Raw genomic sequence first — 25,949 nt, 5'->3', positions numbered from 1 at the left:
ATCCCGAACTCGGCAGTGAAACCGCTTAGCGCCAATGATAGTGTGGCAGTTTGCCATGCGAAAGTAGGGAATCGCCAGGCTCTTATAGCAAACCCCATCCAGGTTTATCCCTCGGTGGGGTTTTTTTTTGACTTTGCTTTTTAATCAGCGGTCTTTTTTAAGTACAATCACCCTGAAAAAAGTCAAAAACTGAACCCAATTAGGCTTTAAATGCTTGCAGATAACCTAAATCCACTTCTTGAATCCTTGATTCCCGAGCTACGTGAGTCTTTGCTCCGATCAGTTCAGCTATGGGAAGAAAAAACTGATCCGTCCTTTCATTATCCTGAAAAACTTTTAGCTTCAATGGGACAAGTTTGGTTGGCTAGTTCTTTTGTTACAGAAAGCTGTATTCGTAATCCAGCCATATTGAAAGATTTAGTGATTACTGAAGATCTATTTTCAGCCTACAAAGAAAACGTCTACGCAGAAAAATTAGCAGGACTTGGTATTCAATCTGATGCTGAGTTGATAATAGAGTTAAGACGCTTTCGCCGAAGAGAGATGGTGAGAATCGCTTGGCGTGATCTGGCCGGTTGGGCTGAGTTAAATGAAACTTTGATTGAACTGACCTGGTTGGCAGAATCGTGCATTCAATATGCATTGAATTATCTCTATCAACAAGCGACAGCAATTTCAGGTATTCCTGTGTTAATCGATGGGTCACCACAACAAATTGTAGTGTTGGGCATGGGTAAGCTGGGTGCGTGGGAGTTAAATTTTTCATCTGACATTGATTTGATTTTTGCTTTTGCAGAAGACGGAGTTTTAAACGACAGAAAGCAGACAACGTATGGTGAATTTTTTACAAAAATTTGCAGAAAACTGGTCAAAGTTCTGGATGAAGTAACTGTCGATGGCTTTGTGTTTAGAACAGATATTCGTTTACGTCCTTTTGGTGATAGTGGGCCTATCATCATGACGTTTGACGGGATGGAAAATTACTATCTGACCCAGGCTAGAGAATGGGAACGCTATGCCATGATAAAAGCGAGACAGGTTGCAGGGGATCCTAAAACCGGACCGCAACTAATGGCGATGTTAAAGCCTTTCGTCTATCGCCGCTATATTGACTACGGTGCATTTGAAGAGCTGCGTAATCTCAAGTATATGATTACCCAGGAATTACAAAGAAAAGACCGGCTGGATAATATTAAACTCGGTCCGGGCGGGATACGGGAAATTGAATTTATAGGTCAGGCATTTCAGCTCATTAGAGGCGGACAAGAAAAATCGTTACAAATAAGGGGCATTCTTGAAGTTCTCCGGAAATTATTGGATTTGAATTTGATCCGGCAAGATGACGCGGACCGATTGATCTACGCTTATCAATTTTTACGCAAGGTAGAAAATCATATCCAGGAGTACCAAGATAAACAAACACATGATTTGCCGACGGATCAGAGTGTTCAGTTTATTTTGGCGAAATCCATGGGTTATGCAGAGTGGTCAGGTTTTAAAACTGATCTGGACAATGTGCGTAAAGAGGTCCATGAGGTTTTTGACCAAGTCTTCTCTCTATCCAAACAGGATAAAAAAAATCTGGATGCTGACTCTGCCTGGTCTGCTAACAAAGACGATGTAGATCTTGTCGAAACGCTGCGCGCGTTAGGTTTTCAGCAAGGCGAAGACATCCTGAATACCATTAAGGATTTTAAGAGTTCAGCAGCCATTAGACGATTAACCACCAAAGGAGCCGGGGTTATAGACAGGCTCATGCCTCAGCTGATGGAAACAGTGCAAGCTGTCAAGAATCCTGATGAAACATTTAAGTGCATACTCACATTATTTGAGGCTGTTGCAGGGCGGAATGTTTATTTATCGCTTCTTTCTGAAAATCCCGAGGCGCTTGCGCAGTTAGTTAAGCTGTCTGCAGCCAGTCCCTGGATCTGTGATTATTTATCTCTTTACCCCATATTATTTGATGAGTTAATGGATCCGCAAAGGCTTTATGATCCATTAAAAAAGCCTGATTTACTGCGTGAGCTCAATCGTATGTTAGTCGATGTTGAACAAGATGACACTGAGCAAGTGATGATGAAGCTGAGGCAATTCAAACATTTGAATGAATTGAGAGTTGCCGCCGCCGATATCATGGAGATTATTCCAATTATGGTGGTCAGCGATTATTTAACCTATATTGCAGAAGTCTTATTGGAAAAATCGCTGGAAATTAGTTGGCTGGAAATCACTCAAAAGCATGGTTTACCACCGGGTACCGATAATGAGTATTTGGGGTTCGGAATTTTAGCATTTGGTAAATTGGGCGGTATCGAGTTGGGTTACGGGTCGGACCTGGACTTGGTATTTCTTTATAGTTGTAACGATAATCAAGCCAATACCAATGGGTTAAAACCAATCACATGTTCGCAGTTTTACGGTCGGTTAGGCCAAAAAGTGATGCATATGCTCAACACGCGGATGCTCTCCGGTATTCTCTATGAAGTGGACATGCGGCTTCGCCCCAGCGGTAATTCCGGGCTTTTAGTAACGCCTGTCAATACTTATGAGGATTACTTGCGGAACAACGCATGGACTTGGGAGCATCAGGCGTTAGTTAGAGGCCGATTCATTACCGGCGATCCGAAAATTAAAACGGAATATGAACAAATTCGTAAACGGATCCTTACCCTGCACCGTGATACTGATGTTTTGAAAACAGACGTGCGTGATATGCGAGAAAAAATGCGTGAAAATCTTGTCTCAAAAAACTCCGGGTTATTCGACTTAAAACAAGGCAAAGGAGGTATTGTTGATATTGAGTTTATAGTACAATTTGCGATACTCAATTTTGCCTCCAAACATGAATCGCTAGTGACTTATACCGATAACATCAGGTTGTTGGAAGGCTTAAGTGATTGTGGCTATTTGGCAGAAGCGGATGCAGAAGAGCTCAAGCGTGTTTATTGCAGATACAGGGATTTTGGACATAAGCAGGCTCTTCAAGGAAAGCGTCCTGAAATTTCAAATACTGAATTCATTGAGGAACGTGCCACGGTCAACAGGTTATGGCATGACTTGATGGATTGAAATTAAAGAAAAGCATATTTCTCATGATAAGTTGGAGACAGAATAATGACGATGGACGATAGAGATGGATTCATTTGGCTAGACGGTAAATGGGTTGATTGGAGGGATGCCAAAGTTCACGTATTGACGCATACATTACATTACGGTGCGGGTGTATTCGAAGGCATACGTGCTTATCATGCGGAAGGTGGCACCGCGATTTTTAAATTGAACGAGCACACAGACCGATTATTTCGCTCTGCGCACATCCTCAATATGAAGATTCCATACAGCAAAGAAGAGCTTAACGAGGCTCACCGTGACGCGGTTGCCAAGAATAATTTGGACACAGCGTATATCAGGAGTATGTGTTTCTATGGTTCAGAAGGGATGGGACTGAGAGCAGATAATCTTAAGGTACATGTGATGATAGCGGCTTGGACTTGGGGTGCTTATTTGGGCGCCGATTGCATGGAAAAAGGCATTCGTGTAAGAACCTCTTCCTACACACGTAATCATGTCAACAGCACGATGTGTAAGGCTAAAGCGAACGGAAATTACATCAATTCAATTTTGGCGCTACAAGAGGCATTAAGCACAGGCTATGATGAAGCGCTTTTACTGGATCATGAAGGCTATGCCGCAGAGGGAAGCGGAGAAAACCTGTTCATCGTCAGAAATGGCAAGTTGTTCACACCAGAAACCACTTCGGCACTTGAAGGCATTACGCGCGATACTATTATGACAATCGCAGAAGAACAAGGTCTAAAAGTGGTTGAAAAAAGAATCACGCGAGATGAAGTCTATGTTGCCGATGAAGCTTTCTTTACCGGTTCTGCCGCAGAAGTAACTCCGATTAGGGAATTGGATGGACGAATGATTGGTAACGGCGGCCGTGGTCCGATTACTGAAAAATTGCAAAGCTTATACTTTGATTATGTTCACGGAAGAAGAACTGATCATAAGGAATGGTTGAGTTATTTGAAATAAGTTTTAATTTACAAGTTTTTCAGTCTGGTGATATTGGCATAATAATTGGTTGGAGCATTATAGCTGGATAATGTTTTTGTCTAGAACCGGGCTGTTAAGCTTTTATGATGGATCAGCCCTTTCAGATGGCGGCATTTATGTTTCATAGCAATTCACCCACTAAATCAGAATTGGCAGCAGTCACCCTGATCATACTTTCCTTTGCTTTATTGCCTTTGGGTAGAACAGTTGAGGTAGTAACAGCCATTATGGCTTTTTGTAGTTTGGCCCTTCTTGCAAGAGGTAAAATCAAGTCAGGTGTTACGAACTCTCCTTTCCTCATGTTTACCTTATTTTTTATTTCACTATGGTTGCCTATACTGTTAAGCAACATTGGCGCAGAAAATTTCAAAAATTCGTCCATCTTTACCATTAAATATTTACGCTTTTTGCTAGCAGGCATTTATGTTGTTTATATTTTGCAAAATCAGATACTAAGAGACTTGGTATTGCAAGCTTTAATGTTTGTAATTAGTTTTTGGTTAGTCGATGGATTGCTGCAATGGTTAGTAGGGTTTGATGTTTTTGGTAGAAATTACGAAGGAATGCGTTTAACCGGGCCGTTTAATAATTTAATTATGCCTGTTTATTTGTCGGTCTTTCTGCCTGTAACATTGGCTTATGCATCTACAAAATGGTCAAATTATATTGGCTGGTCTTTATTGCTATTAAGTTTATGGATTTTGTTGCTAGCCGGAAGTAGGGCAAGTATTTTGGTTTTGTTAGTAGGAGGAGTGGTATTCCTTTGTTATATATTTTTTACGGCCGAAAAAAAACCTATTATTCCGTTAGCATTTTTAGTTATTTTAAGTGTGGTCATTATATTAGGGGGGTATAAATATAATGACAACTTTAAAAGCAGAGCCGATCAAACTGTTATGTTGATGAATGGTGATTATGATTCCATTAATGCCGCCACTTCTCAGCGATTACCAATATGGGAGGCCGCCTATAACACGGGTATTAACAACCCTATCAATGGCGTAGGTGTCAGGGGATTTCGAGAGGTTTTTCATCTTTATGCACCACCAAATGATAGTTTTTCTCAGGAAAAGCGTAAGATGCTGCACCCTCACCTATTTATTTTAGAATTATTTTCTGAAACTGGAATTATCGGCTTGGTAGGGATGTTTGGCTTTATTTTTCTTTTTGTCAGTACGCTTAAAGACAGGGTCAAGCAATTTTCATTATTAGAAAGCAGTGCCGCTATTACAGTTATTATAGTTTTTTTTCCTCTAAATTCTCATACTTCTCTTTTTGGTAGTAGCTATAGTCAGGTGGCTTGGCTCATGATGGCGATCTGTTGTTCTCTACTTTATGGTCCAAGGGTCTCCATAGATTCAAAGACTTTATAATATTAAATTAAATAGAATGAAAATTTGTCAGGTAGTTGCTAGTTCAGGTAACGGTGGACTTGAAAAGCATGTTAGGGAGTTATGTAACGAGTTGTCTAAAACTGAGGAAGTAACGCTTATAGCATCAAAAAATATTCAAGCAGGTCTTAACGATTCAGTTCGATTTGTCCCGGTTGATTTCAGTCGTAGCCGATATAATCCATTTTTATTATGGGGTTTGTTCAGGTTGCTTCGTTCAGGCAATTATGACATTGTCCATGCTCAAGCAAATAAAGCCGTATGTTTAGTGACTAAGCTACGTTTTTTTTTATCGTCTCCAATCTTTGGAACCATACATAACAGTAAGCCAGGCAAAGGCAAGGTATTCAAGAACGTAGCTCATGTTATCGCAGTCAGCAAGGAGGCGGCTGCTAGAGTCAATGATAAGACGCCGGTTACGGTAATTTATAACGGTATAGATTATTCCTCACTGGTACCTGGCTATTCTAAGAAACAGCTTACAGATGAGTTTAACTTGGATAGCAAAAAACCCCTACTTTGCAGTGTTGGTAGATTGGTTAATGCAAAAGGATTTGACTTATTGTTGGATGCGTTAATTAATGTTGATGCGAATATGCTGATTATTGGAGATGGCCCTTTAAAATCAAATCTTCTAACACTAGTAGAAAAGAATAGCCTGCAAAACCGCGTTAGATTTTTAGGTTATAGAGATGATATTCAAAAGTTACTTTGTGCCGTTGATGGGATGATTATTTCATCGAGAAATGAGGGGTTTTCATATGTATTTGTTGAGGCTTTATTGTCGAAAACACCAGTACTTTCAACTGATGTTTCTACTAAGGAATTTCTCCCCAATTCTTTGATAATGAGTAAATATGTAGAATCAATTCAAAAAAAGATGAATGAATTTGTGTTTCAACCGGTTAAATGGAATGAAGACATGGATTCGGTCTTTGAGCGTGCGCAGCATGAATTAACACTCGAAGCAATGGTTGAAAATACACTCGCTGTCTATAAAAATGTTTTAAATCATAGTTAAAGTGGCTTTTAACAACCTTTATAAGGTATTAATAATGGCCTATTTATTCATACCAATAATCGTTGATCCAAAGACTTGGTTTAATATACTTGTAACTTTTTTTATACCATTTATGCGTCGGCCATTCCCCAATTAAGGCATCGTCAGGATTGGGATCTCCAGGAAATGCAACAACTTTTGCGTTATTGGGTAACTTAGGTTTTTGCCACCATCTAAAAGGCATGGGAGGAACGCATTGAACCTTAAAAAGAACGCACCATTCATCAGGCCAATACTCTATTTCTTTAATGGTTTTTGAAATATAGGTTTGAGAATTGCGGTAGGTATTTCTTATGTTTTCTGGATCTTTTAACAGCTTTTCCAGTAAATAGGGGTGGCTGCCAACTTTAAAACGATAAACAGAGGTGTTGCCTATGCCAGAATTAGGTTGCGTCCAATTATGCATCACTATAAATGATGCGTCAGTTTTATAAGTGAACAATTCATCAAGCTTATTCGTTACGACGATATCCAAATCAAGAAATAACCAAGTGTCATCCATGTGATCTAATTGATCCGCCCATAAGGAGACTTTTCGCCAAGGGTAATTACAAAAGGGTTCCGGAATCGCTATTTCAGGACAGGGATAGCACTCAACTTCTTTCCTAATCCCTTCCGCATGGTCAGTAAGGCAGACAAACCTGATCTCACCTTCTAAATTACGTCTAACCATTCCATATAGCTTATTGACATATTCGGGGCCGTATTTATTTCCCCATTTCATGCAGACAATTTGTTTCATGTTCTCTAATCTAGGTAAGACGTTTAGTAAATTATTTTTCTGGGCGATAGCTTAAAGGCTAGTTAATTAACCCAGTTGCTAAATCGTTTAGCAATAAATATTTATATAAATTATATCTGGATTGAAAGCTTAAAGCGCATTTCATTTTCCGTATATGTAACAGGATTAGATTTTTTGACTCTCTGAGGGATTTATCAATTCTTCGTATACCGAATAGGTATCCTTGCACATATTGTCTAAGGTAAATAATGAATTACTTTTAATAACTGGGCGATTTGATAAAAAGTCCTGTATTTTACCAGTGGCTGTTTCAATATCGCCAACTTCAACCAAGCCATCTTGAAATAATTCAGCCATCTGTTCTTGTACACCCCCTATTGCGTAACCAATGACAGGTATACCCAGGCTTAATGCTTCTGCTGTCGTCCTGCCAAAAGCTTCAGGTTCGGTTTTGATGGTTAAAACAATACTGGAAATTGACATGATATTTTCAAGATCATTTCTATGACCGGTAAACGTTATATTTTTCGATAAACCCGCGCCGGCAATTGATTTTTCCAGTTCATCCCGGTAATAGTTTTTTTTCGGATCCGTGTCTCCCACAATCAGGCCATGTACAGGAAGTGCCAAATCAATTAAGCGGACCATGATTTTGATAAAGTCTTCATGACCTTTTTTACGCGTCAGGCGTCCGGGGATGGTTATTAACGCTTTACCAGCTGTTTCCGGAAATTCTGCATACCATGCCTGCAGCCATTCTTTGCTTGGCCGGTACTCGGGAGTAAATTTTTGGGTGTCAACGCCGCGATGAATAACCCTTATTTTGTTCGGATCGACATTAGGATAGGCGTTGATAATGTAGTTTTTCATCATGTTGGAAACGGCAATGACGCGTTCACCGCATGCCATTATTTCGCTATATCGATTAACCGAATGATGGCTGTGAAAGGTGCTGACTAAATGGGGGCGGTCTTTTTTGGGTAACGATTTCCATGCCAAATAACAAATCCAGGCCGGTAAGCGAGAGCGGAGATGGACAATATCCGGTCGGATGTCCAGCATCATGCGTCTGAACCAGGAGATGTAGCGAAGTGTCGAGAGTTTTTTGGCACCGATGTCGGCTTGAATATGTTCGCTGCCTTCATCAATTAGCTGCTGTACCATGCGCCCTCCTGCTGAAACGACAATGGAGCGATGGCCTTGTTGTGCCAAAAAGCGGCCGATTTCCAGTGTGCCTTTTTCGACACCACCGCCATTTAATGCCGGTAGGACTTGAATCACGGTAAGTTGTTTATTCGACATAATTAAAGTGTTTTAGAATCAATTCCGCGCAGCGATGCGCTTCATTCAGTTGAAGACCGGAGTGGGGTATATTTGTTTTATTGAGCCAATCAGTGACACGATAAAGCGCTTTAGCTGTTAATAAATCCTGAATGCCTTGCTGGATGCGGCCGTTTTTAAGAATAGGCACTTCCAATAATCCGGTTGAGGCACCTGACGTCAATGCTTCGTAGATCATCGATACACTGTCCTCACTGACCCATACAACACCGGATTCGCAAAGTTGATCCGGGAGCCAGTCAGGTCCGGTTTCTGTATGGGGAATGATAGCCAGTTTGTTGTTGAGATGCTTCAGAAGTGGTAAAAAATCACCGGGCGTTCGTCTTGATGTAGTGAGTTTCCAACGAATGTCGGGGGCGCTATCGATTAGGGTTTCAATTTGTTCTGCCATCTGACGACTGTTCCAACCGTGATGTTTGGAAGGCCCTCCGATCAGAAAAAGCCCTATGTTCTTGTCGTGGCTTTGACTGGGTGTGATTTTATTGATGGCACCCAGGGTTGATATCACGTTATTTTGATGGAAATGCCCGTCATGTTGTGGAATCAGGGCCAGATCAAAAAGACGTAACGGCAACGAAGGCCTCATTAAAACGATTGATTTTCCGCCAAAAAGAAAGCGACCTATCAACAGTAATAGATGCGTTTTATGTCCAGCGGCTATTATCAAATCCGGTTTTTTTATTTGGGCCTTTTTGTACATTGCCACAATCGTTTGAAAGCGAGCCGATAAACTAAGGCCTGCATCGTACCAATGGTGTTCAAGCGGCTTTAAATCGGCCAAGGCATTGGCCAAGCCTTCCAGCTGAGTTCTATGACCGGGTTTGTTATCGGTTATCAGCCATAGTTGCAGCGGCTGGGAAGGACTCATAATTTGGGGCATTTACACAAAGGTTAAGGTATTCAAGGCCGCTCAGGTTAGCACGGTCAAGAGCCTTATTCAATGTGATCAATATACGGATTATGTTTAGTGCTCAAAGAGCTATAACGATAGCGGGTGTAAAGCCCGACTTGAATAAATGTGGTGTTTTCTGTTGGAATACAATTAACAAGATCGCACAACAGCACTATTGAGAAACCCGATAAATAAAGATAAATCAAAAAAAGAGAGGAGAAATACAGGGGCAATGGCCGCCTAATCTAAATGGGTCATACACCGTATTTGACTATAGCTCCCACATATTGGTTGGCGAGCAAAGCCTATTAATCCAATCAACCCACTACCGAAAAGCCAGATTGCTGTTGGTATGGGGACAGGTGTAGCAATAATATTGGAATGATAGTTGTAGGTAATGTTGTTAATACCTCCGTTAAATCCATCTGGCCCAAATATAATAAGAAACCCTTTATTTGATGATACATTCACATCAATAAGCGAGAGGGTAGTACCTTTAACCAATGGCGTACCAGAAAATACGCTTACATCAGTTTCCAAATCGATTACATTATATTCAACTATTCCTTGATCCCCAAAGTAGCCAAGGGTAAAACTTTCTAATTGCATAATAGTGTTTTCCGCAGTTACAGATAGCTTTAAGGCACAATTTTCTCCATACCAACAAAAAGCGGCGGCTCCTCCGGAATATCCTCTACCATAAGCAAGAAGTTCTGTAAAAAAATCATCGTTTGGATCCCAATTTAGCGATATCGGACCACTGCTGCCGAAACCTGGGGTCACTTTTTCTATGGGATCCCAATTCAAAACACCTGCGTCTTCAACTTTTACCGTCACTAAGGAGGCATTAGCAATATTGAAATTTGTTATAAATAATAGACTTGCCAATATTTTAAATGCGTAAAGTAATCTAAAAATATTCATAACAATCTCAACTTAATTAATTTAAATTACTCTTATATTGCCTGGAGTTAGTTACTCTATATTGAACAGTTGCGCTCATTAAAATTCAAAAGCTACGGGGTTGTCTTCGAGTGACTGAGGCCTGGAAATTGTCATAACTCCTTTAATAGCAATGTTTTGTTGATTTTTCTTCTCGTTGTCTTTTTTAATTTCGGCAACACCATCTATAAGTATTCGGCACGGGGAGTTTCCTATTAATCGATCTTCTTGCAAGATCACGCGCTTAAGTTGTCCGCTGGCTTTCAGTGCTTTAAATCTTAACCAGGCTAAATTAAGAGGGAAACCTGTTTTCGATAAAGATGCTGCTCCCCAGCCCAATATATATTGGTTTTGGTTATCTGGTTTTTGCTCATCATAAAAATGCTTAATAAGTAAATTTTGATGGGGCATTAGTGTGTTGTTTTGACCTGAAACGTTTGCATTGCTATGTATGGATAAAAGTGTTAATTCGCGGTTAACCGTTGCGACGCTAGAATATTCTTGTATTAGTATTTCTTTTAGCTTGCCGTTTTTAGTTTGGCGAATATTGATATTTTGTCCATGAAAGGAATTGTCAGCTTCCATTGTTGCATTCAAAACAAGTGGTTCCGTATTTTCTGATGAACTGATTTTACCAAAATTGGTTTCGGGTTTATTTAATGCGCCATCTGCGGAAATCTCAATAGGATATATACCCTCTAGCGTTTGGCAGCTATTGGCTAGAACGGCGGAACTTGAAATATCCATTACGCTCTCTAATAGCATAAGGCTAGTAATTTCATCGGACTCCAGCTTTATGGCTGCTAATGCCACAGGCCCGTTTTCAAATAAATCGGGTGCTGCAACTAACCTGGCAGAAGCTTGAGTACTTAAGCTGAAACTCAATATTCCAGCAAAGACGACTGGCAGAGTAGGCTTCATGATTGTCAGGCTCCTTTTCTTTTGAATTAAATCTTTAATTATCGAGTACTTAATAATCATAAGAGGTGACAATTGGATCAGTCGGACTTGACAAATCGATAGTTAGATTCCCTTCTTGTGAGATATAGTCCGATCCGTTATGGCCGATCATTTCAATTTTGATTCGACAGGATTGCCGGAAAGCCAATAAATCTTTCACGAAATAAGTGGCGCCATTGGTGCCCTCATCTCGGCGCATATTAAAGCGTTCCCAGTACTTATGAGTTGGATATTCTGGATTTGATAATACACTCATTCCCCAGCCAATATATGATGCATAACTATCAGCAGGATCGCTGGATGGGCTTCTGTTAAAGCTGGTAATTGCCTCAGTAGTGTACTCTCGAGTATTTAAGTTAATAGACAAATATAATCCCAACTTAGAGTTCATCTCCAATAGGTCGTCAGTTTCACTAAAAGTGTAATTTGCTCGGTAGTATCTAACGGGATTAAATAGGTTTTCACTCCAGGTAACCCCATACGCGGTGACAACTTGTGACCCAACTTCAGGGATTTTTGTTTTAGGATAGCCCATTACCGATATTGGGGTTTTATTCAATTGGACATTGATCATATTGTTTTGTTTTCGCTGTCCTTCTATTCCATTAGCAAATAGGGTGACGGGATACCTGCCCCTAAACTCAAAACAGTTTCTAGTGTCGATCCTAGCGCTCACAATGTCCATGACACTACTAAGCAAAGAGAAAGCTGTTCTTTCAGGAGCCGTTAACGCGTTTGCTGTTAATACTTCTTCAGCTTGGGCGACGGCTAAAGAACCAAACAAAATGACTGAGAAAACAATGCTACGTTTCATAACAATCTCAATTCGTGAAAATTCAAGAGTAGATTCACTAATATCAAAATAAATCTGCTATTGAATATTTACAGAGTTAGTTTGGCATTACGATTAACGTTTTTAGTAAGTACCGTCCGGCATTTACCGGACGGTGTTTTTAGAAGTTAAGAACGCAATAACAATTTAACTAAGGAACGAGCATGAAAAAACTTCTTCAAAGACTGAAAGGGGGCCGGAGGCTCGATTGACAGGTGTCGGCGTCAGGGATTGATGCTGTCAAGCCTAAACGGACGTATTCACTGCGTCCTGTCAGACGAACCACCGAACCCCACAAACAGTCATGCTTGTGGAGGTTATTTTGTGCTTATTCCTAAGCAGGCTTATCAATTAATTTAATTACCTGCAGTACAGTTGTTAAGCTCTGTTGAAACAGATGATGGGCTCACTCTTTGAACTGACAAGGTACCTTTTTGCCAGAACAGATCTTCTTGGCTGTAACCAGCGGTAGAGATTACGATGCGGCATGAGCTGCTTCCTACCAAGCGATCTTTTTGGAATACTGTGCAGCCTTGAGATCCATTATCACGAACGGCTTTAGATTTTTGCCACCATTTGTTAACTGGATAGCCATTTTTTGACACGGATTGCAGGCCATAATCGAAGATTTCATAGAAATCGCCGTTGGCATCATAGGTGTTGCCGTGATAGAAGTCTTTTATGACGCTGCTGTAAAATTGGTCAAAACTATTACCATTTCTGACGGTTTGAGATTTAACTTGTACACCCGTTCTCTCGCCGACCATCATATTGGCCAATTCGTTGTAAGTGTATCTGCCACGCAGATTTTGCACAGGTGTGCCGTTGATTGTGCCTTGAGCGAATTGCTCGACATCGTAATTTTGACCAAAACCGGCAACTTTGGGTTGGATGGTCGCATCCAATCTGATAGTGCTGATAGCAGATGTGCCCTCAATATAATTACTATTGGAGCCAGGGTGAGAATATACCTCGATAGGTGTTGAGAAGTTCGCACAAGTTCCTTGAGCATAAACCAGTCCTTCGGTCGCTTGCATCAAAGCTTCATTCAATGCGAAAGCGGTTTTTTCTACATCCCGCATATCGGTCATGTTCAATCTGGGGGCTGCGGGTCCTGTGTTATAAATACTGGGCGCACTTGGAGGATTTGCGTTTGCCAGGGTTGAAATGCCGAGTAATACTGCGGCGCTTATTGTTGTAATTTTAGTTTTCATGGTCAAACTCCTTAATTTATTCAATTATAAAAGTATTAATCAGCCATGATTATCAAAACAAATCACTGTGACATGGCCAACACAGTCATTAAGAGGGGGGTTATCACCCAAATTCTTTTTCTTGTGATCAGTTCGGTCTCTTTCTACGCCCAATCGACAGCAGGCCGATCAGTGCAGATCCCATCATCCAGGCTGCGCCCGGAATTGGAACAAGTGAAGGAGCGAGTCTTGGTGTAAGGCTATTAGTACCCGTTACCTCAAAAATATAAGGAGAGCCATGTCCTGAACCAAAAACCCCTGCCCAATATTCGCCCGGTTTATTGAGGCCGTTGTAATACCAGCCGAACTCTGATACTCGCTCACTTGTTAACTTAAGCCAATATCCTGTGCCTGGTTGCAATAATGCCGGTGCACTTTGGTCTTGTGGATCTGCGGTAAAGCTGATTAAAGTCCCTGGGCCGCCTTGAGTCCCGTCAAACTTAACCTCCTCGGGGGTGTTAAGGGTAAATAATGGAGCGCCAGGATATTTGCCCCATGTATTTTCGCTTGTGCTATTACTGAATACTTCCAAAGTTACACCGGCGAGAGAGGATGGTTCTAATGGGTCATCATTTCGCCCGCCGATAAGATAAAGCGTGGCGCCGGTGATGTCGCAGCCGTTCTGACAGAGCGATTGAGGTTTAGCGGGATCGCTCTGCGCATTGGGTACATAGAAATATCCTGCAAACCAATCGCCTTTTTGAATGGTATCGTAGCCATTTGCAACATTCGTATATGCGTCGTTCTGGTCTAATAGGTAATGTTTTGTGCTGTAAATGGTATCGGCTGATGAAGCCCCGGCGAATAGAGCCAACGCTATAGCCGAACTTAACTTAGTTATTGGTGATTTTAATTTCAACATAATTACCTCTATAGATTTAAACTAAACAAACACCCGTTTAAGAGGTAGTTTGAATAATGAGCTCTAGGCTCGGACATTAGTCGACTGAGCGACGCCATTTTTATTACTTAGGTATAAGTAACTGAGTTAAATGGTCATCAAACTCTTGAAATCAAAGGATATTCATGAGTCAGATAAACTCAGTCTTTTTGCTTGTTTTTAACTTAATAAATAGCGAACTTAAATTAAGCGGCTACAACTTTTCGGATGACAGACAAAGCCCGAATTTTTGTTTTAACTGAGCTGAAAGAATTCTCTTGTCTAAACGTTTTATCACCCCGTCTTTCGTATAAAGTTTCCTTGAAATACCCCTCAAATTTCCATAAAACCAATATCAAAATAAGCTCAAATAGCATCGATGATTTCTTTAGTGGTGTTAAAAAATATGACGTGTTAGGTGTTGATGAGTTGTTTGTTCTGGAAGAAAAGGTAAGCAGCAGAAATTATTGGTTACTGATCGATGGGTTTTGGGATGTTTAGATGTTATGAAAATTATCTTTATTCCATGCTCATTGACGTTCTTCGGCTACGAAAGAAACCGGTGTTTAACCCAAGACAACGATGAAGACTACAGTCGATTATTGTTAAGCATAAGATGTTCGTCCTGTTCGGATTGATTGCCTCTTCATCCATGAAAGTTATTGATTGCCAAATTCCAAAATGACTTTCACACTATCCAATAACGGATTTAATATTTCCTATCGTTTATAATTCGCCAAATTCTCAGTTCTGGTAGTCAACATGGATTATTCAACCGCAAAGCTAGCTCCGGAATATCACAGTTTTTTAAGTCATTTGCAGTATCTGGAAAAATTGACCGATGCGGAATTAAAAAAAGTCGATCGGGTCATGCAATCTACCGTGGTTGAAACCTTGCCCCATCTGCTGATCAAGTTGGGTATTTGTTCCGAATCCGATATTGCTGAGGCGTTTGTTGCGACTCACCCCATGGAAAAAGTCAGCGGGGAAGACTATCCGCTGGAAACGCCTTTGCCCGAAAATGTGTCGCTTCGATTTCTCAAGCAATATCATGTCATCGGTTTAAGCCAGAACGATGAGCAGATTCAGGTCGCCGTTATGGATCCTGAAAATCATTTTGTGCTTGATGCTTTGCAACTGGCTACCGGAAAAAATATTGCGGCCAAAATCGGACTGATGTCCGAGATTGATGCGGCACTGGAAATGCAATACGGTGAAGGCAAATCCCAGATGGATAAACTCGTTTCAAATCTGGAGTCGGATGAGATCGGCGAAGAAGATCTGGAACATTTGAAAGACATGGCCAGCGAGGCTCCGGTCATAAAAATGGTCAATCTGATCATGCAGCGGGCGATTGAGAACCGGGCGTCGGATATTCATATCGAGCCATTTGAACAACGTCTGAAAGTGCGCTTGCGTATCGACGGTGTTCTGCAAAATATCGATGCGCCACCGGTCACGTCCACTGCTGCCGTGTTATCCAGAATTAAAATCATGGCCAAATTGAATATTGCCGAACGACGCTTGCCTCAGGACGGACGTATCAAACTGCAAATGCTGGGTAAAGAACTGGACCTGCGTGTTTCGACGATTCCGACTTTATACGGCGAGAGTGTCGTTATCCGCTTGTTGGATAAGGAAGCGACGGTTCTTGATTTTACTGCCCTCGGCTTTGTCGGTAAGCATTATCAAAAATTCATTGAGGTTCTGTCTCAGCCGCATGGCATTATCCTGATTACCGGCCCTACCGGCAGCGGTAAATCGACGACCTTGTATACGGCGCTCAAACAACTCAATACTGCCGAACGCAAGATTATCACTGTCGAAGATCCGGTTGAATATCAATTGGAAGGCATTAATCAAATTCAAGCCAAACCTCAAATTGGTCTTAATTTTGCCACAGCACTTAGGTCCATTGTGCGGCAAGATCCGGATGTCATTATGATCGGTGAAATGCGTGATATCGAAACCGCCAGAATAGCCGTTCAATCAGCGTTGACCGGGCATTTGGTGTTGTCGACGCTGCATACCAACGATGCAGCCGGAGGCGTTACGCGACTGCTTGATATGGGCATGGAAGAATATTTGCTGAGTTCGACGGTTAACGGCATTTTAGCCCAGCGCCTGGTCAGAAAATTATGCCCTCACTGCAAGGAAAGTTATACCGTTGAACCCACTGTGGCTGAAGAATTGAAGTTGCGAAAATTTCAACCTGAAGGCGAATTGAAATTTTATAAAGCCGTCGGTTGTAATGCCTGCAATGGCCTGGGGTATCGCGGGCGAATGGCGATTATTGAGTTTCTGGTCATGAGCGATGCGTTGCGCAGACTAATCATGACCCATGCGGAGGCGGGTGAGATTCATCGACTTGCCATCGAAGAAGGTATGCATACCATGTATGACGATGGTTTGGTGAAGGCCTTGCAAGGGTCGACCACGCTTGAAGAAGTTTTGCGCGTTACCACTGAATCCTGATGGCGTTATTCGCATTTAAAGTCGTTAACAGTAGCGGCGAATTGGAAGAAGGTTTGCGCGAAGCAGTTGACGAAGCGGCTTTGATAGCCGAGTTACAAGCCGAAGGGCTCATGCCGATAAAAGTCTCACCTTCGCGGGGCAGGACTTTTCTGGGAATTCATTTGGGCGTCAAGCAGCTTCGCTTGTCACAAAAGGAAATTTTGCTGGTTACCGGAGAATTGGCAACCTTGTTGGATTCAGGGCTTCCGCTTGATAAATCACTGTCGGTGTTGATCGAGTTGACCGCAGAAAATGAAAAATTGACCAAGCTGCTGACGCGCGTCTTGGATAAAGTCAAAGGCGGTTCTACCTTAGCCGATGCCTTACAGAGCCAGGCGGGAGTGTTTTCGAAATTCTACATTAACATGATCAGGGCCGGTGAGGCGGGAGGGAGTCTTGGCAGTGTCTTGGTGCGCTTGTCGGAATATCTCGAGCGGTCACGAGAACTCAAGGATACCGTCAGTACGGCGCTGATTTATCCGGTCATATTAATGATCATGTCCTTTGCATCCCTGTTTGTGATGTTGACCTTTGTGGTCCCTCAATTTACCGAAATGTTTGAAAGTGCAGGGCAGGCTTTGCCTGTGCCCACCCAGATTGTTGTGGGATTGGCCAATTGGCTGCAAAGCTATTGGTGGCTATTGATGCTCGTTATATTGACTACCTATGTGTTCATGAGCTATCAATTGTCCGATCCAGTTTCTCGTAAGGCTTGGGATGCGCGTTTTCTTAAAATGCCGTTAGCCGGTAATATCATCCTTAATATGGAAACGGCCAATATTACCCGCACCCTGGGAACGCTTCTTGGGAATGGCGTGTCTATTATCAGCGCCTTGACGATCGTACGTGAAACGGTATCCAACTTGACGCTGGTTGATGCGGTAAGAGATGCGGAAGAGCAGCTTAAACAGGGACGGCATATGTCCGATGCTTTACTTGATAAGGCGGTTCTTCCTAAAATGGCGATGCAAATGATTCGTATGGGAGAGGAAACCGGACGCCTGGAAGAGATGCTGCTTCGTGTTGCTACTATTTACGATAAACAGCTTAAAGTGTCGATACAGCGCATGCTGGCATTATTGGAGCCGGTATTGATCATCACTTTGGGATTAATGATCGCAGGCATTATTGTGTCGATCTTGTTGGCTATTTTGAGTGTTAATGATTTGGCTTTTTAGGAAAAAACGATGAAACAACTGAAAAAGAACAGTGGTTTTACCTTGCTCGAATTACTCGTTGTGTTAGGTATTATCGCTATGTTGGCCGGAATTGTCGGTCCGCAGGTCATGAAGCATATGGGCGCTTCAAAAACCAAAGCCGCTAAAGTTCAAATAGAAGGGCTTGCCTCTTCGCTGGATATGTACAAACTGGATGTCGGCCGGTATCCGTCCACTGAACAGGGACTGAATGCGCTGATAGAGAAGCCATCCGATGTGGAGCGCTGGAATGGTCCTTACCTGCGTAAATCAAAAGTGCCGGTCGATCCGTGGCAGCAGCCTTATCAATACAAATTTCCCGGCGAACACGGTAATTTCGATTTGTTTTCTCTGGGAGCTGATCTAAAAGAAGGTGGCGAAGGTGAAGATCAGGATGTTGTCAGCTGGTTATAACAAAAGTTAACGAACATTATTGAAACTTTCAGGCTATTGAATTGTGCTGCCGAAAATCAAAACGACCAGGGGCCATCGAGGCTTTACCTTAATTGAATTATCGGTGGTGCTGTTTGTTATGGCGCTGGCTTTTGGCGCTGTTGGCATTTCACTCTCATCCGGTAATGATGCAACCACGATAAAAAGTGCCGCAAGAGACATGATATCGGCCTTGCGTTATGCCAGAGGTCAGGCCTTGATGCTCGGAGACGAGACAACGGTGGCCATCGACTTTGCCGAAAACACTTATCAGATCAGTACGCGGGATAAAATTTATCACATTCCAAAAAAAATCCATGTGACTTTAGTGACGGCGCAAAGTGAATTTAGCGGTGAAGGCCAAGCCAATATCCGCTTTTTTGGCGATGGCTCCTCGACCGGAGGCAGGGTCACCCTGGAGCTGGATCAATGGACCTGGCGCATCAATATCAATTGGTTGACGGGCTTGATCGATCTCGCCGATGCCTGATCAGCGCGGTTTTTCTTTAATGGAAATTCTGGTGGCCTTCGCTATCCTGGCGTTGGCTTTGGGTATTTTACTCAGAATCTTTTCCGGTGGTGTCAATACGGCGATCGTTGCCGATGACTACACCACAGCGGTCCAATTGGCCGAGTCCCTGATGGCCAGAATCGGCGTGGAAACGCCGATGCAACCCGGTCAGATGTCTGGCTTGGAATTTGATCGTTATGCCTGGCAAGTCAACGTCAGTCTGGCCGATGTTCAGTTAGAAGTAACAGACGAAAACACGAATGTGCCCCAGCTTCTAAGGATCGGCGTCAGTGTCAGTTGGGCAGAAGCAAATGCAGAGCCGCGGGTATTTGAATTAAATACCTTGCGTCTGGTTCGAAACGAACAGCCGCCTGGTACCTAGCCATGTTCTGTGCTTGCCGCCAAAAAGGTTTCACGCTGATCGAAATCATGATGGCCATGACGCTTTTGAGCCTCATGATGGTTTTGTTGTTCGGCGCACTTAGGATCAGTGCTCAAAGCTGGGAGGTCGGGGAAGGGAAAGTGGCTCAGGTTAGCGAAACAGCCATGGTCTATCAGTTTTTTCGCAGGCATTTAGCCATTGCGCAGCCGTTGTGGCACGATTTTTCTGAGGACGAAGAAAGGGCTTTTTCATTTAGAGGCACAGCTGAAAGCGTTCAGTTTGTCTCGCCATTGCCTGCGAGTGCTGCTCGCCCAGGATTGCAAGTGTTCACGGTGTATTTACAACAGGAAAATGGCAATAACGCTTTAAAAGTCTCGATAAAACCATTTTTCCCCAGTTCGGACGAGCAGGCGTGGCAAGACGAGGATGTGGTTATCCTCACGCATGTCAGCTTGTTTCAGATGAGTTATTTTGAATCAGATCCGCTCTCTGAATCCGGAGGATGGCAGCAGGAATGGGTCGATAGAGAAACTTTGCCGAGTTTGATTAAAATCAGAATTGCGCGTGATAACGAGTTGTATTGGCCGGATATGGTCATACCGGTCAAGTTGAGTGCTGCCGAAAGTTATGCCGAATTCTCGGCTGATTCTGAAGGGGACATCAGGTGATGCGGCAAAAGGGTGTGGCATTGGTGTTAGTACTCTGGATAGTGACGCTTTTGTCTATTATGGCGGGAAGCTTCGCCCTCAGCATGCGCAGGGAATCGTCTATAATGTTTGGACTTAAGAGCGTTGCGCAAGCACAAGCCTATGCTGAAGCCGGAATCGCAATGGCGCAAATGATGATGCTCCAAAGTGATCCGTTGAAACGTTGGCAAGCAGATGGGCAAATCTATGAATTCAGATTTGATCGCGCGCTAATACGGGTGCAAATGCTGGCCGAGAGTGGTAAGGTTGACCTCAATCAAGCGGACTTGAAATTGTTGCAAAGAGTCTTGAGTCAGGCGCCCATAGAGGCCGAAAAGCAGGCCAGGATTGCCGATGCTATTATCGATTGGCGCGATAAGGACGACACGGCGCGTGAAGACGGTGCGGAGAAAAGAGAATATAAGAAAGCCGGATTGAAGTACGTGCCGCGCAACGAAGCTTTTCAATCGCTGGAAGAGCTGCAAATGGTTTTAGGTATGGATTCCGAATTGTACGACTGGCTTGAGCCGTTTATAACCATTCACTCCGGAAAATCCGGCGTCGATTTGAAAAAAGCGTCGGCAGAATTGAGATTGATACTGGAAGATGAAGACGAAAAAAGGACAGGTGCCGGCTTGAGGAAAACACCTTCCAGGTCAGTGCCGGTTACTCCGGTTGATGAACAATCGGAGGGCGATTTTGATATGCCGGAAACCGGTGAAGAACAGGATAACAGCAGTAATACAGACGTATTGACCATCGTTTCGGAAGCAATGATCGATGAGGAAATCACGGCAACTGTTCATGCTTTGGTTAAACGAGTGGATGAGGGAAGCGCGCCTTTTTCTATTGTTCAATGGCGACCCAAATATACCAAAGCCCGCAGTTTATTTGCAGTCGAAATGGAAAATTATTAAAAGACATTACACATGCTGAATCTTGATGCAAACATCGATCTGGATGTAAAAAAGTTTTTTCGCTGGTGGGGCGGAGAGCTACTTCATTTATTGCCTGATCATCTTAAACAGATTCTGGATCAACAGCAGGGGCAACTGGTTTTAAGACCCTACCCGACGCTGTTCAGCTTGTCTTATGAACAAGGCGATGCGTGCGAAGATCTCGGCGAATTTAGCAGAGATGCCGATGGCATTGAGCAAATCAAAAGCCTTTTATTAAGTGACAACCGCTTTGAGAACGTCAACCTGGTCTTTCGGCTGACCGGGTTAGACGCAGTGAGTAAGGAGTTCTCATTCCCTCTGGCTGCTGCCGAAAATTTGCAGCAAGTCCTCGCTTATGAACTGGATCGCTTTACGCCTTTTAACAAGGATCAGGTCTATTTTGCTATCAAGTTATTGGAAAAAAATAAGCAAACAGGACTTGTCCGCCTCATCTTGGTGTTATCCCCCAGGGATAAAATAGATGCTCTGATTGAGGAATTAAATCCGCTAACTATCCGGCCATCCTTGATTGATTATGATTCTGTCATTAATGACCGGGAATCGAATCCATCCTATTACAATCTCCTGCCGGAAGATCATCGGGAAAAAAAGGTAGAATGGCAAAATTATATCCACGGCAGTTTAACGGCGCTATTTTTCATCTTATTGGCCGTGTTTCTGGTTTTACCGCTTTGGCTTGAAAATCAGGCTGTCAGCAAGCTGCGAGAAGACATTGCAGTGATCGAAAAAGAAGCAACCGTTGTCGATCAATTGCAATCAGAAATCGATAGCACTATTGCTCAGACCAAGCAATTGATCACAAAAAAGCAGCAATCCCCCTCTGTGGTTACCCTGCTTAATTCGCTGAGTGCCCTGATAAAAGATGATACGTGGTTAAACTACTTGAAATATTCCGACGGACAGATTCAAATTCAAGGCCAATCGCCGGCGGCATCAGCTTTAATTGCAATATTGGAAGGATCGGATTTATTTGCCAACGCCCGTTTTGTTTCACCGGTTACACAAGACAGGATGACGGGTTTAGAGCGTTTTCAACTCACGGTAGATGTAAAATCCAGGAGCAGTGATTGATAAAGCTCATCAATAAATACCCGCCGCAACGATGGTTGGCAGTAGGGCTGTTGATTGCCGTTATTCTGATGGTTATCGGCTTTTTAATTGTGCCGCTGGTCAATGAAGCATTGGACCTGCGTGACGAAAAAAACGAGCTGTTGTTCCGTTTGGAGCGCTACCAACGGGTTATCGCTAAAAAAGAAGCCGTCCTAGCGAATATAGATAAAATTAAGCAGGCCGACAGCACGCAGAACTATTTCAGCAGCCAGGGAACAGAAGCTTTGGCCTCTGCTGATTTGCAACAATTTATCAAAACGGCTATTGCCAATGGCGGAGGCCAGCTAACCAGTACGCAGGTTTTGCCCAGCAAAATTGAAGGTGAATTTACCCGTATAGCCGTCAAAGTCAGGATGAGTGGCGATATAGAAACCTTGCGTTCTGTTTTGTTTCAAATCGAATCGTCAATCCCCTTATTTGTGATTGACGACCTTGATATTCGTCCTGAACGCGGCATACGCAACCGGATAACGCGGAAAATTGAACCCAGCAACAAATTGAACATCAGTTTTCAGGCCTCCAGTTTTATGGGGAAAGGAAAATGATCAATGTCGCGCTAGTCAAGATACAGGCAAGTGTTTGTGCCATTCTTTTGGTGTTGGTCATCGGAGAATGGTGGTATTGGGGATCTTTAAACGGTGAAGTGGAACCCGGTGAAACCACCGTCAGTCCCGCTTACGATGAGCAGGCGTTCCCGCAATTAAAGCTGGATCAGCAGACTGAAGACAGTTACACCGATTTGGTCAGCCGGCCTTTGTTTATTGAAGGCAGGCGTCCAGTGCCCGAAACAGATACTGATAATTCCCCTAATTCTCAGAGTTCAGAAACATTGGAATGGGAATTGACAGGGGTTTACACCACGCAAAAAAAGCAGAGCGTATTGCTGCGCCGGACCAAAATGCAGCCTAATCAGAAAAGTCATATTAAAATTTCCAAAGACCAGGAAGTGGATGGTTGGAAGTTGATCGAAATATTACCCGATAAAGCTGTGCTTGAACGGGGCGGCGAAACAACAGAATTGATCTTGAGAAAGCCGAAATTGAAAGAGCTGCCCAAAACCCGACAGGTCCCGCCGCCACAGATGCCACTAACACCTGAAATGCCGCCTGATGCCGGTCAAAGTGAACCCATTCCTGAAGAAAATCTGACCCAATGAAAAAACATAATCTAATCCAAGCAACAACGTATTTGGCGGTATTAAGCCTGACGTTAAACGGTTGTGAATTTATGGGGCCTCAACAAAAACCCAAATTACAGCTGACGCAACCGTTAACCAATGATATTGATCATCAAGGTGTGATTTATGAACAACTGGATAATAAACCGCTGACGGATGAAAAAGATAAGCTGAAAACCGAAATTTATCCGGGCGGCGGCTTGCCGGTTTCCGATCTTACCGCGCGCAGAAGTCAGCCTTCAGAGGGTGGTCCGGGAACTTATAGCCTGAATTTTGATGAGGCCGATTTGGGTGAAGTCGCCAAAGTCATCATCAGTGATATTTTAGGGCAGAATTATGTATTGAGTCCCAAGGTCGCCGGGAAAGTGACTTTGCAAACCACTAAGCCGCTCAGCAAAGAACAGCTGATGCCCACGCTGGAAATGCTGTTGCGCATGAACAATGCCGCGTTGGTTAAAGACGGGGGTGTTTATCATATAGAACCGGCCGGCGAGGCTTTAATGACCTCGTCCTTGTCTGTTGCAGGAGCATCCAGAACCTTACCTTCCGGGTATCAGGTAAAGGTTTATCCGATCAGAAATGTCGGTGTCGCCAACATCGGCGAAATTCTTAAACCCTTGGTCGGCGAAAAGACGATATTACACAGCGATGCAACCCGCAATTTGCTGGTTGTTGGTGGCACGGCTGCCGAACTTGAGCGCGTTCAGGAAATCGTGTCGATATTTGATGCCGACATCATGCGCGGCCGTTCGTTTGCGATGTTTCCGTTGTCACATGTAGATCCGCCGACCTTGGTTGAGGAATTGGATCAGATTTTTAATAAACTCGGCAAAGAAGATGAGGGCAGCTTTTTTAGATTTATACCGATCGAGCGGATGAATGCCATTTTGGCGATTACTCATCAATCACGGTATTTAACCGATATCGAAAACTGGATTATTCGTCTGGATCGAGCCAAAAAGGCATCCGGCGGTGGTGTTAACGTCTATAAAGTCCAGCATGTCAATGCGCTCGATTTGGCCATGGTATTAAGTGATATTTATGGTTCCGGCAGCGTTCAGTCCAGAGGCGGGCAGGTGGCCGCCGGCCGCAAATCAGTTGAAGTCACAAATCGGCCTTCATCAACATCGTCATCTGCCCGAAATCGGTCGCAATCGACCGGTAACACGTCGCAAATCCAGCAGGTTCAAAGAACTTCCCCTGGCCTGGGTAGCCTTTCAGGAGGCTCTGGCGGCATTGCTTCCAATGTCAAAGTCGCCGGTGTCGGTGAAGTCAAGATTATCCCGGATGAAATTAACAACTCATTGGTTATCGTGGCAACCGCTCAGGAATACAATGTGATAAAAGACGTGATCAAACAACTGGATGTGATGCCTTTACAGGTGTTGATCGATGCGACCATTGTAGAGGTGACTTTAACAGATGAGCTTGAGTATGGAATCCAATGGTATTTTTCTGAAGGTAGTTCAGGTATTGGCAGTGGCTCTGTTCCAGACGATAGAAATATAAGTACCCAGCTTGGCTCAGCGGCAGCAAGTGCTGCCGCTGCCGCTGCGACCGGAGGTCTAAGCGCCATTTACAGCTCCGGCGCTGTTAAAGCGCTACTGAAAGCGCAAGCTAATGATGGCAATGTCAACGTCATTTCATCTCCCTCGTTGATGGTGTTAAATAATCAGGAAGCCAATATTCAAGTGGGAGAGGAAAAGTCGCTTAGAACTTCAGAGTCTACCCCTCTTTCAGGGGGCGCAGGCCCCGACAATGCGCTCATCCAAACAACCCAAATTCAACAGCGTAAAACGGGCGTCATGGTTACCGTTAAACCCAGAGTCAATGCCAATGGGTTGGTGACGATGGAAATTGAACAAAGTGTTGAAAGTTTTGGAAATACTCGCACAAATGGTAATCCGGATATTTTGACCCGGGAGATTGCCAGCTCAGTCGCAGTGCAAAGCGGAGAAACCATTGTACTTGGGGGGTTAATACAAGAGAGAAGTACTTCTACACAAAGTGGTATTCCTTTTTTGCATGATTTGCCTTTGATTGGTCCTTTGTTCGGCTCTACAGTAAAAAATAATGATAGGACCGAGTTGGTCTTATTATTAACGCCAAGAGTCGTTACTAATAGACAGGACGCAAGACTGGTCACCGACGAATTCAAGCGTAAACTGACCGGCATCTATCAGGATGTGCCTTTGGAAGTAGAAGTGCTTCAATAACCCATTCGTAGCCAAGCATTATGAAAAAAAGAATCCGCTTTTTTATCTTATTATCGGTAGTCCTAACGGGGCCTGTTGCACAGGCTCAACCCGTTGAAGCATCCGATCCCGGCTTTGTATTACTGGATGTTTTGTTGTACCGGCCGTTAGGATTGGCTGCAACAGCCGTGGGCACTGCTGTCTTTATCGGAATAAGCCCTTTAACGGCTTTGGCCTCTATTCCCAAGCCACATGACGCCTTTATCAAGACCGGCAATATATTGGTTTTAGCCCCCGCGGAATGTGTCAATGACATTGAGACACCCAGTTGTTTTATTTAGTGTCTAATTGTTGTGTATTTATGGGTCAAGTTTCTCCCTTTGTGTTAATAGGCGGATTAATCCAAACGGCGTTAGGCAAGCTGGGTGGTAAAGG

Annotated in this window: 25 protein-coding genes; 17 read left to right on the top strand and 8 right to left on the bottom strand. The window is 43.4% G+C overall.

All coding sequences use genetic code 11. From position 1 onward, the window contains the following. The first annotated feature begins 210 nt into the window (after positions 1-210). The 4 genes from glnE (at position 211) to Q7V32_RS13880 (ending at position 6,471) form a co-directional block, all read left to right on the top strand. Positions 211-3,069, top strand: a complete 2,859-nt coding sequence (gene glnE, locus Q7V32_RS13895) for a bifunctional [glutamate--ammonia ligase]-adenylyl-L-tyrosine phosphorylase/[glutamate--ammonia-ligase] adenylyltransferase (RefSeq protein WP_304897583.1) — start codon at positions 211-213, stop codon at positions 3,067-3,069. Positions 3,070-3,114: 45 nt separating this feature from the next. Continuing rightward, positions 3,115-4,038: a branched-chain amino acid transaminase gene (locus Q7V32_RS13890; RefSeq protein ID WP_304897582.1), complete on the top strand. Its 924-nt coding sequence runs from the start codon at positions 3,115-3,117 to the stop codon at positions 4,036-4,038. 104 nt (positions 4,039-4,142) lie between these two features. Beyond that, positions 4,143-5,432, top strand: a complete 1,290-nt coding sequence (locus Q7V32_RS13885) for an O-antigen ligase (RefSeq protein WP_304897581.1) — start codon at positions 4,143-4,145, stop codon at positions 5,430-5,432. A gap of 16 nt (positions 5,433-5,448) precedes the next feature. Continuing rightward, a complete protein-coding gene (locus Q7V32_RS13880) occupies positions 5,449-6,471 on the top strand; it encodes a glycosyltransferase (RefSeq protein ID WP_304897580.1) in 1,023 nt (340 codons plus the stop codon). A 43-nt stretch (positions 6,472-6,514) separates the two neighbouring features. Here Q7V32_RS13880 and Q7V32_RS13875 read toward each other — a convergent pair whose 3' ends face one another. The 8 genes from Q7V32_RS13875 to Q7V32_RS13840 all read right to left on the bottom strand — a co-directional run bounded on the left by Q7V32_RS13875 (position 6,515) and on the right by Q7V32_RS13840 (position 14,334). Further along, a complete protein-coding gene (locus tag Q7V32_RS13875; protein ID WP_304897579.1) occupies positions 6,515-7,252 on the bottom strand; it encodes a hypothetical protein in 738 nt (245 codons plus the stop codon). 165 nt (positions 7,253-7,417) lie between these two features. Further along, positions 7,418-8,554: a glycosyltransferase family 4 protein gene (locus tag Q7V32_RS13870; RefSeq protein WP_304897578.1), complete on the bottom strand. Its 1,137-nt coding sequence runs from the start codon at positions 8,552-8,554 to the stop codon at positions 7,418-7,420. Beyond that, on the bottom strand, positions 8,544-9,461 hold the full coding sequence (locus tag Q7V32_RS13865; RefSeq protein ID WP_304897577.1) for a mitochondrial fission ELM1 family protein: 918 nt from the start codon (positions 9,459-9,461) through the stop codon (positions 8,544-8,546). Before Q7V32_RS13865 ends, Q7V32_RS13870 begins: the two co-directional genes overlap by 11 nt. Positions 9,462-9,725: 264 nt before the next feature. Then, complete coding sequence (locus Q7V32_RS13860; RefSeq protein WP_304897576.1) at positions 9,726-10,409, bottom strand: hypothetical protein; 684 nt, start codon at positions 10,407-10,409, stop codon at positions 9,726-9,728. Between the two features lie 78 nt (positions 10,410-10,487). Next, entirely contained in the window at positions 10,488-11,348 is an 861-nt protein-coding gene (locus tag Q7V32_RS13855) for a hypothetical protein (RefSeq protein ID WP_304897575.1), read from the bottom strand. Positions 11,349-11,397: 49 nt separating this feature from the next. Beyond that, on the bottom strand, positions 11,398-12,201 hold the full coding sequence (locus Q7V32_RS13850; RefSeq protein ID WP_304897574.1) for a hypothetical protein: 804 nt from the start codon (positions 12,199-12,201) through the stop codon (positions 11,398-11,400). Between the two features lie 374 nt (positions 12,202-12,575). Then, positions 12,576-13,433: a hypothetical protein gene (locus Q7V32_RS13845; protein WP_304897573.1), complete on the bottom strand. Its 858-nt coding sequence runs from the start codon at positions 13,431-13,433 to the stop codon at positions 12,576-12,578. Between the two features lie 127 nt (positions 13,434-13,560). Next, positions 13,561-14,334 (bottom strand): VPLPA-CTERM sorting domain-containing protein, encoded by a 774-nt coding sequence (locus Q7V32_RS13840; RefSeq protein ID WP_304897572.1) that lies wholly within the window; start codon positions 14,332-14,334, stop codon positions 13,561-13,563. 246 nt (positions 14,335-14,580) lie between these two features. Here Q7V32_RS13840 and Q7V32_RS13835 point away from each other — a divergent pair, with 246 nt between their 5' ends. The 13 genes from Q7V32_RS13835 to Q7V32_RS13775 all read left to right on the top strand — a co-directional run bounded on the left by Q7V32_RS13835 (position 14,581) and on the right by Q7V32_RS13775 (position 25,855). Then, a complete protein-coding gene (locus tag Q7V32_RS13835; protein WP_304897571.1) occupies positions 14,581-14,853 on the top strand; it encodes a hypothetical protein in 273 nt (90 codons plus the stop codon). Positions 14,854-15,114: 261 nt separating this feature from the next. Continuing rightward, complete coding sequence (gene gspE, locus Q7V32_RS13830) at positions 15,115-16,827, top strand: type II secretion system ATPase GspE (protein WP_304897570.1); 1,713 nt, start codon at positions 15,115-15,117, stop codon at positions 16,825-16,827. Continuing rightward, positions 16,827-18,044: a type II secretion system F family protein gene (locus tag Q7V32_RS13825; protein WP_304897569.1), complete on the top strand. Its 1,218-nt coding sequence runs from the start codon at positions 16,827-16,829 to the stop codon at positions 18,042-18,044. The genes gspE and Q7V32_RS13825 overlap by 1 nt, the downstream gene beginning before the upstream one ends. A 9-nt stretch (positions 18,045-18,053) precedes the next feature. Continuing rightward, positions 18,054-18,476 carry a type II secretion system major pseudopilin GspG gene (gene gspG / locus Q7V32_RS13820; protein WP_304897568.1) on the top strand — a complete coding sequence of 141 codons (423 nt, stop codon included), beginning with the start codon at positions 18,054-18,056 and terminating at the stop codon, positions 18,474-18,476. A 43-nt stretch (positions 18,477-18,519) separates the two neighbouring features. Beyond that, complete coding sequence (locus tag Q7V32_RS13815) at positions 18,520-18,984, top strand: GspH/FimT family pseudopilin (protein WP_304897567.1); 465 nt, start codon at positions 18,520-18,522, stop codon at positions 18,982-18,984. Further along, positions 18,977-19,387 (top strand): prepilin-type N-terminal cleavage/methylation domain-containing protein, encoded by a 411-nt coding sequence (locus tag Q7V32_RS13810; RefSeq protein ID WP_304897566.1) that lies wholly within the window; start codon positions 18,977-18,979, stop codon positions 19,385-19,387. The genes Q7V32_RS13815 and Q7V32_RS13810 overlap by 8 nt, the downstream gene beginning before the upstream one ends. A 2-nt stretch (positions 19,388-19,389) precedes the next feature. Then, positions 19,390-20,055, top strand: a complete 666-nt coding sequence (locus Q7V32_RS13805) for a prepilin-type N-terminal cleavage/methylation domain-containing protein (protein ID WP_304897565.1) — start codon at positions 19,390-19,392, stop codon at positions 20,053-20,055. Continuing rightward, positions 20,055-20,990 carry a general secretion pathway protein GspK gene (locus Q7V32_RS13800; RefSeq protein WP_304897584.1) on the top strand — a complete coding sequence of 312 codons (936 nt, stop codon included), beginning with the start codon at positions 20,055-20,057 and terminating at the stop codon, positions 20,988-20,990. Before Q7V32_RS13805 ends, Q7V32_RS13800 begins: the two co-directional genes overlap by 1 nt. A gap of 12 nt (positions 20,991-21,002) precedes the next feature. Then, positions 21,003-22,103, top strand: coding sequence for a PilN domain-containing protein (locus tag Q7V32_RS13795; protein ID WP_304897564.1), 1,101 nt, complete (start codon positions 21,003-21,005; stop codon positions 22,101-22,103). Continuing rightward, positions 22,100-22,687 (top strand): type II secretion system protein GspM, encoded by a 588-nt coding sequence (gspM, locus tag Q7V32_RS13790; RefSeq protein ID WP_304897563.1) that lies wholly within the window; start codon positions 22,100-22,102, stop codon positions 22,685-22,687. The genes Q7V32_RS13795 and gspM overlap by 4 nt, the downstream gene beginning before the upstream one ends. Next, positions 22,684-23,298, top strand: coding sequence for a hypothetical protein (locus tag Q7V32_RS13785; protein WP_304897562.1), 615 nt, complete (start codon positions 22,684-22,686; stop codon positions 23,296-23,298). Before gspM ends, Q7V32_RS13785 begins: the two co-directional genes overlap by 4 nt. Continuing rightward, a complete protein-coding gene (gene gspD, locus Q7V32_RS13780) occupies positions 23,295-25,535 on the top strand; it encodes a type II secretion system secretin GspD (protein ID WP_304897561.1) in 2,241 nt (746 codons plus the stop codon). Before Q7V32_RS13785 ends, gspD begins: the two co-directional genes overlap by 4 nt. A 20-nt stretch (positions 25,536-25,555) precedes the next feature. Beyond that, complete coding sequence (locus Q7V32_RS13775) at positions 25,556-25,855, top strand: hypothetical protein (RefSeq protein ID WP_304897560.1); 300 nt, start codon at positions 25,556-25,558, stop codon at positions 25,853-25,855. Positions 25,856-25,949: the final 94 nt, after the last annotated feature.

The organism is Methylicorpusculum sp., assembly GCF_030651835.1.
GTDB lineage: Bacteria > Pseudomonadota > Gammaproteobacteria > Methylococcales > Methylomonadaceae > Methylicorpusculum.
This window is presented reverse-complemented; position numbering and strand designations above follow the sequence as displayed.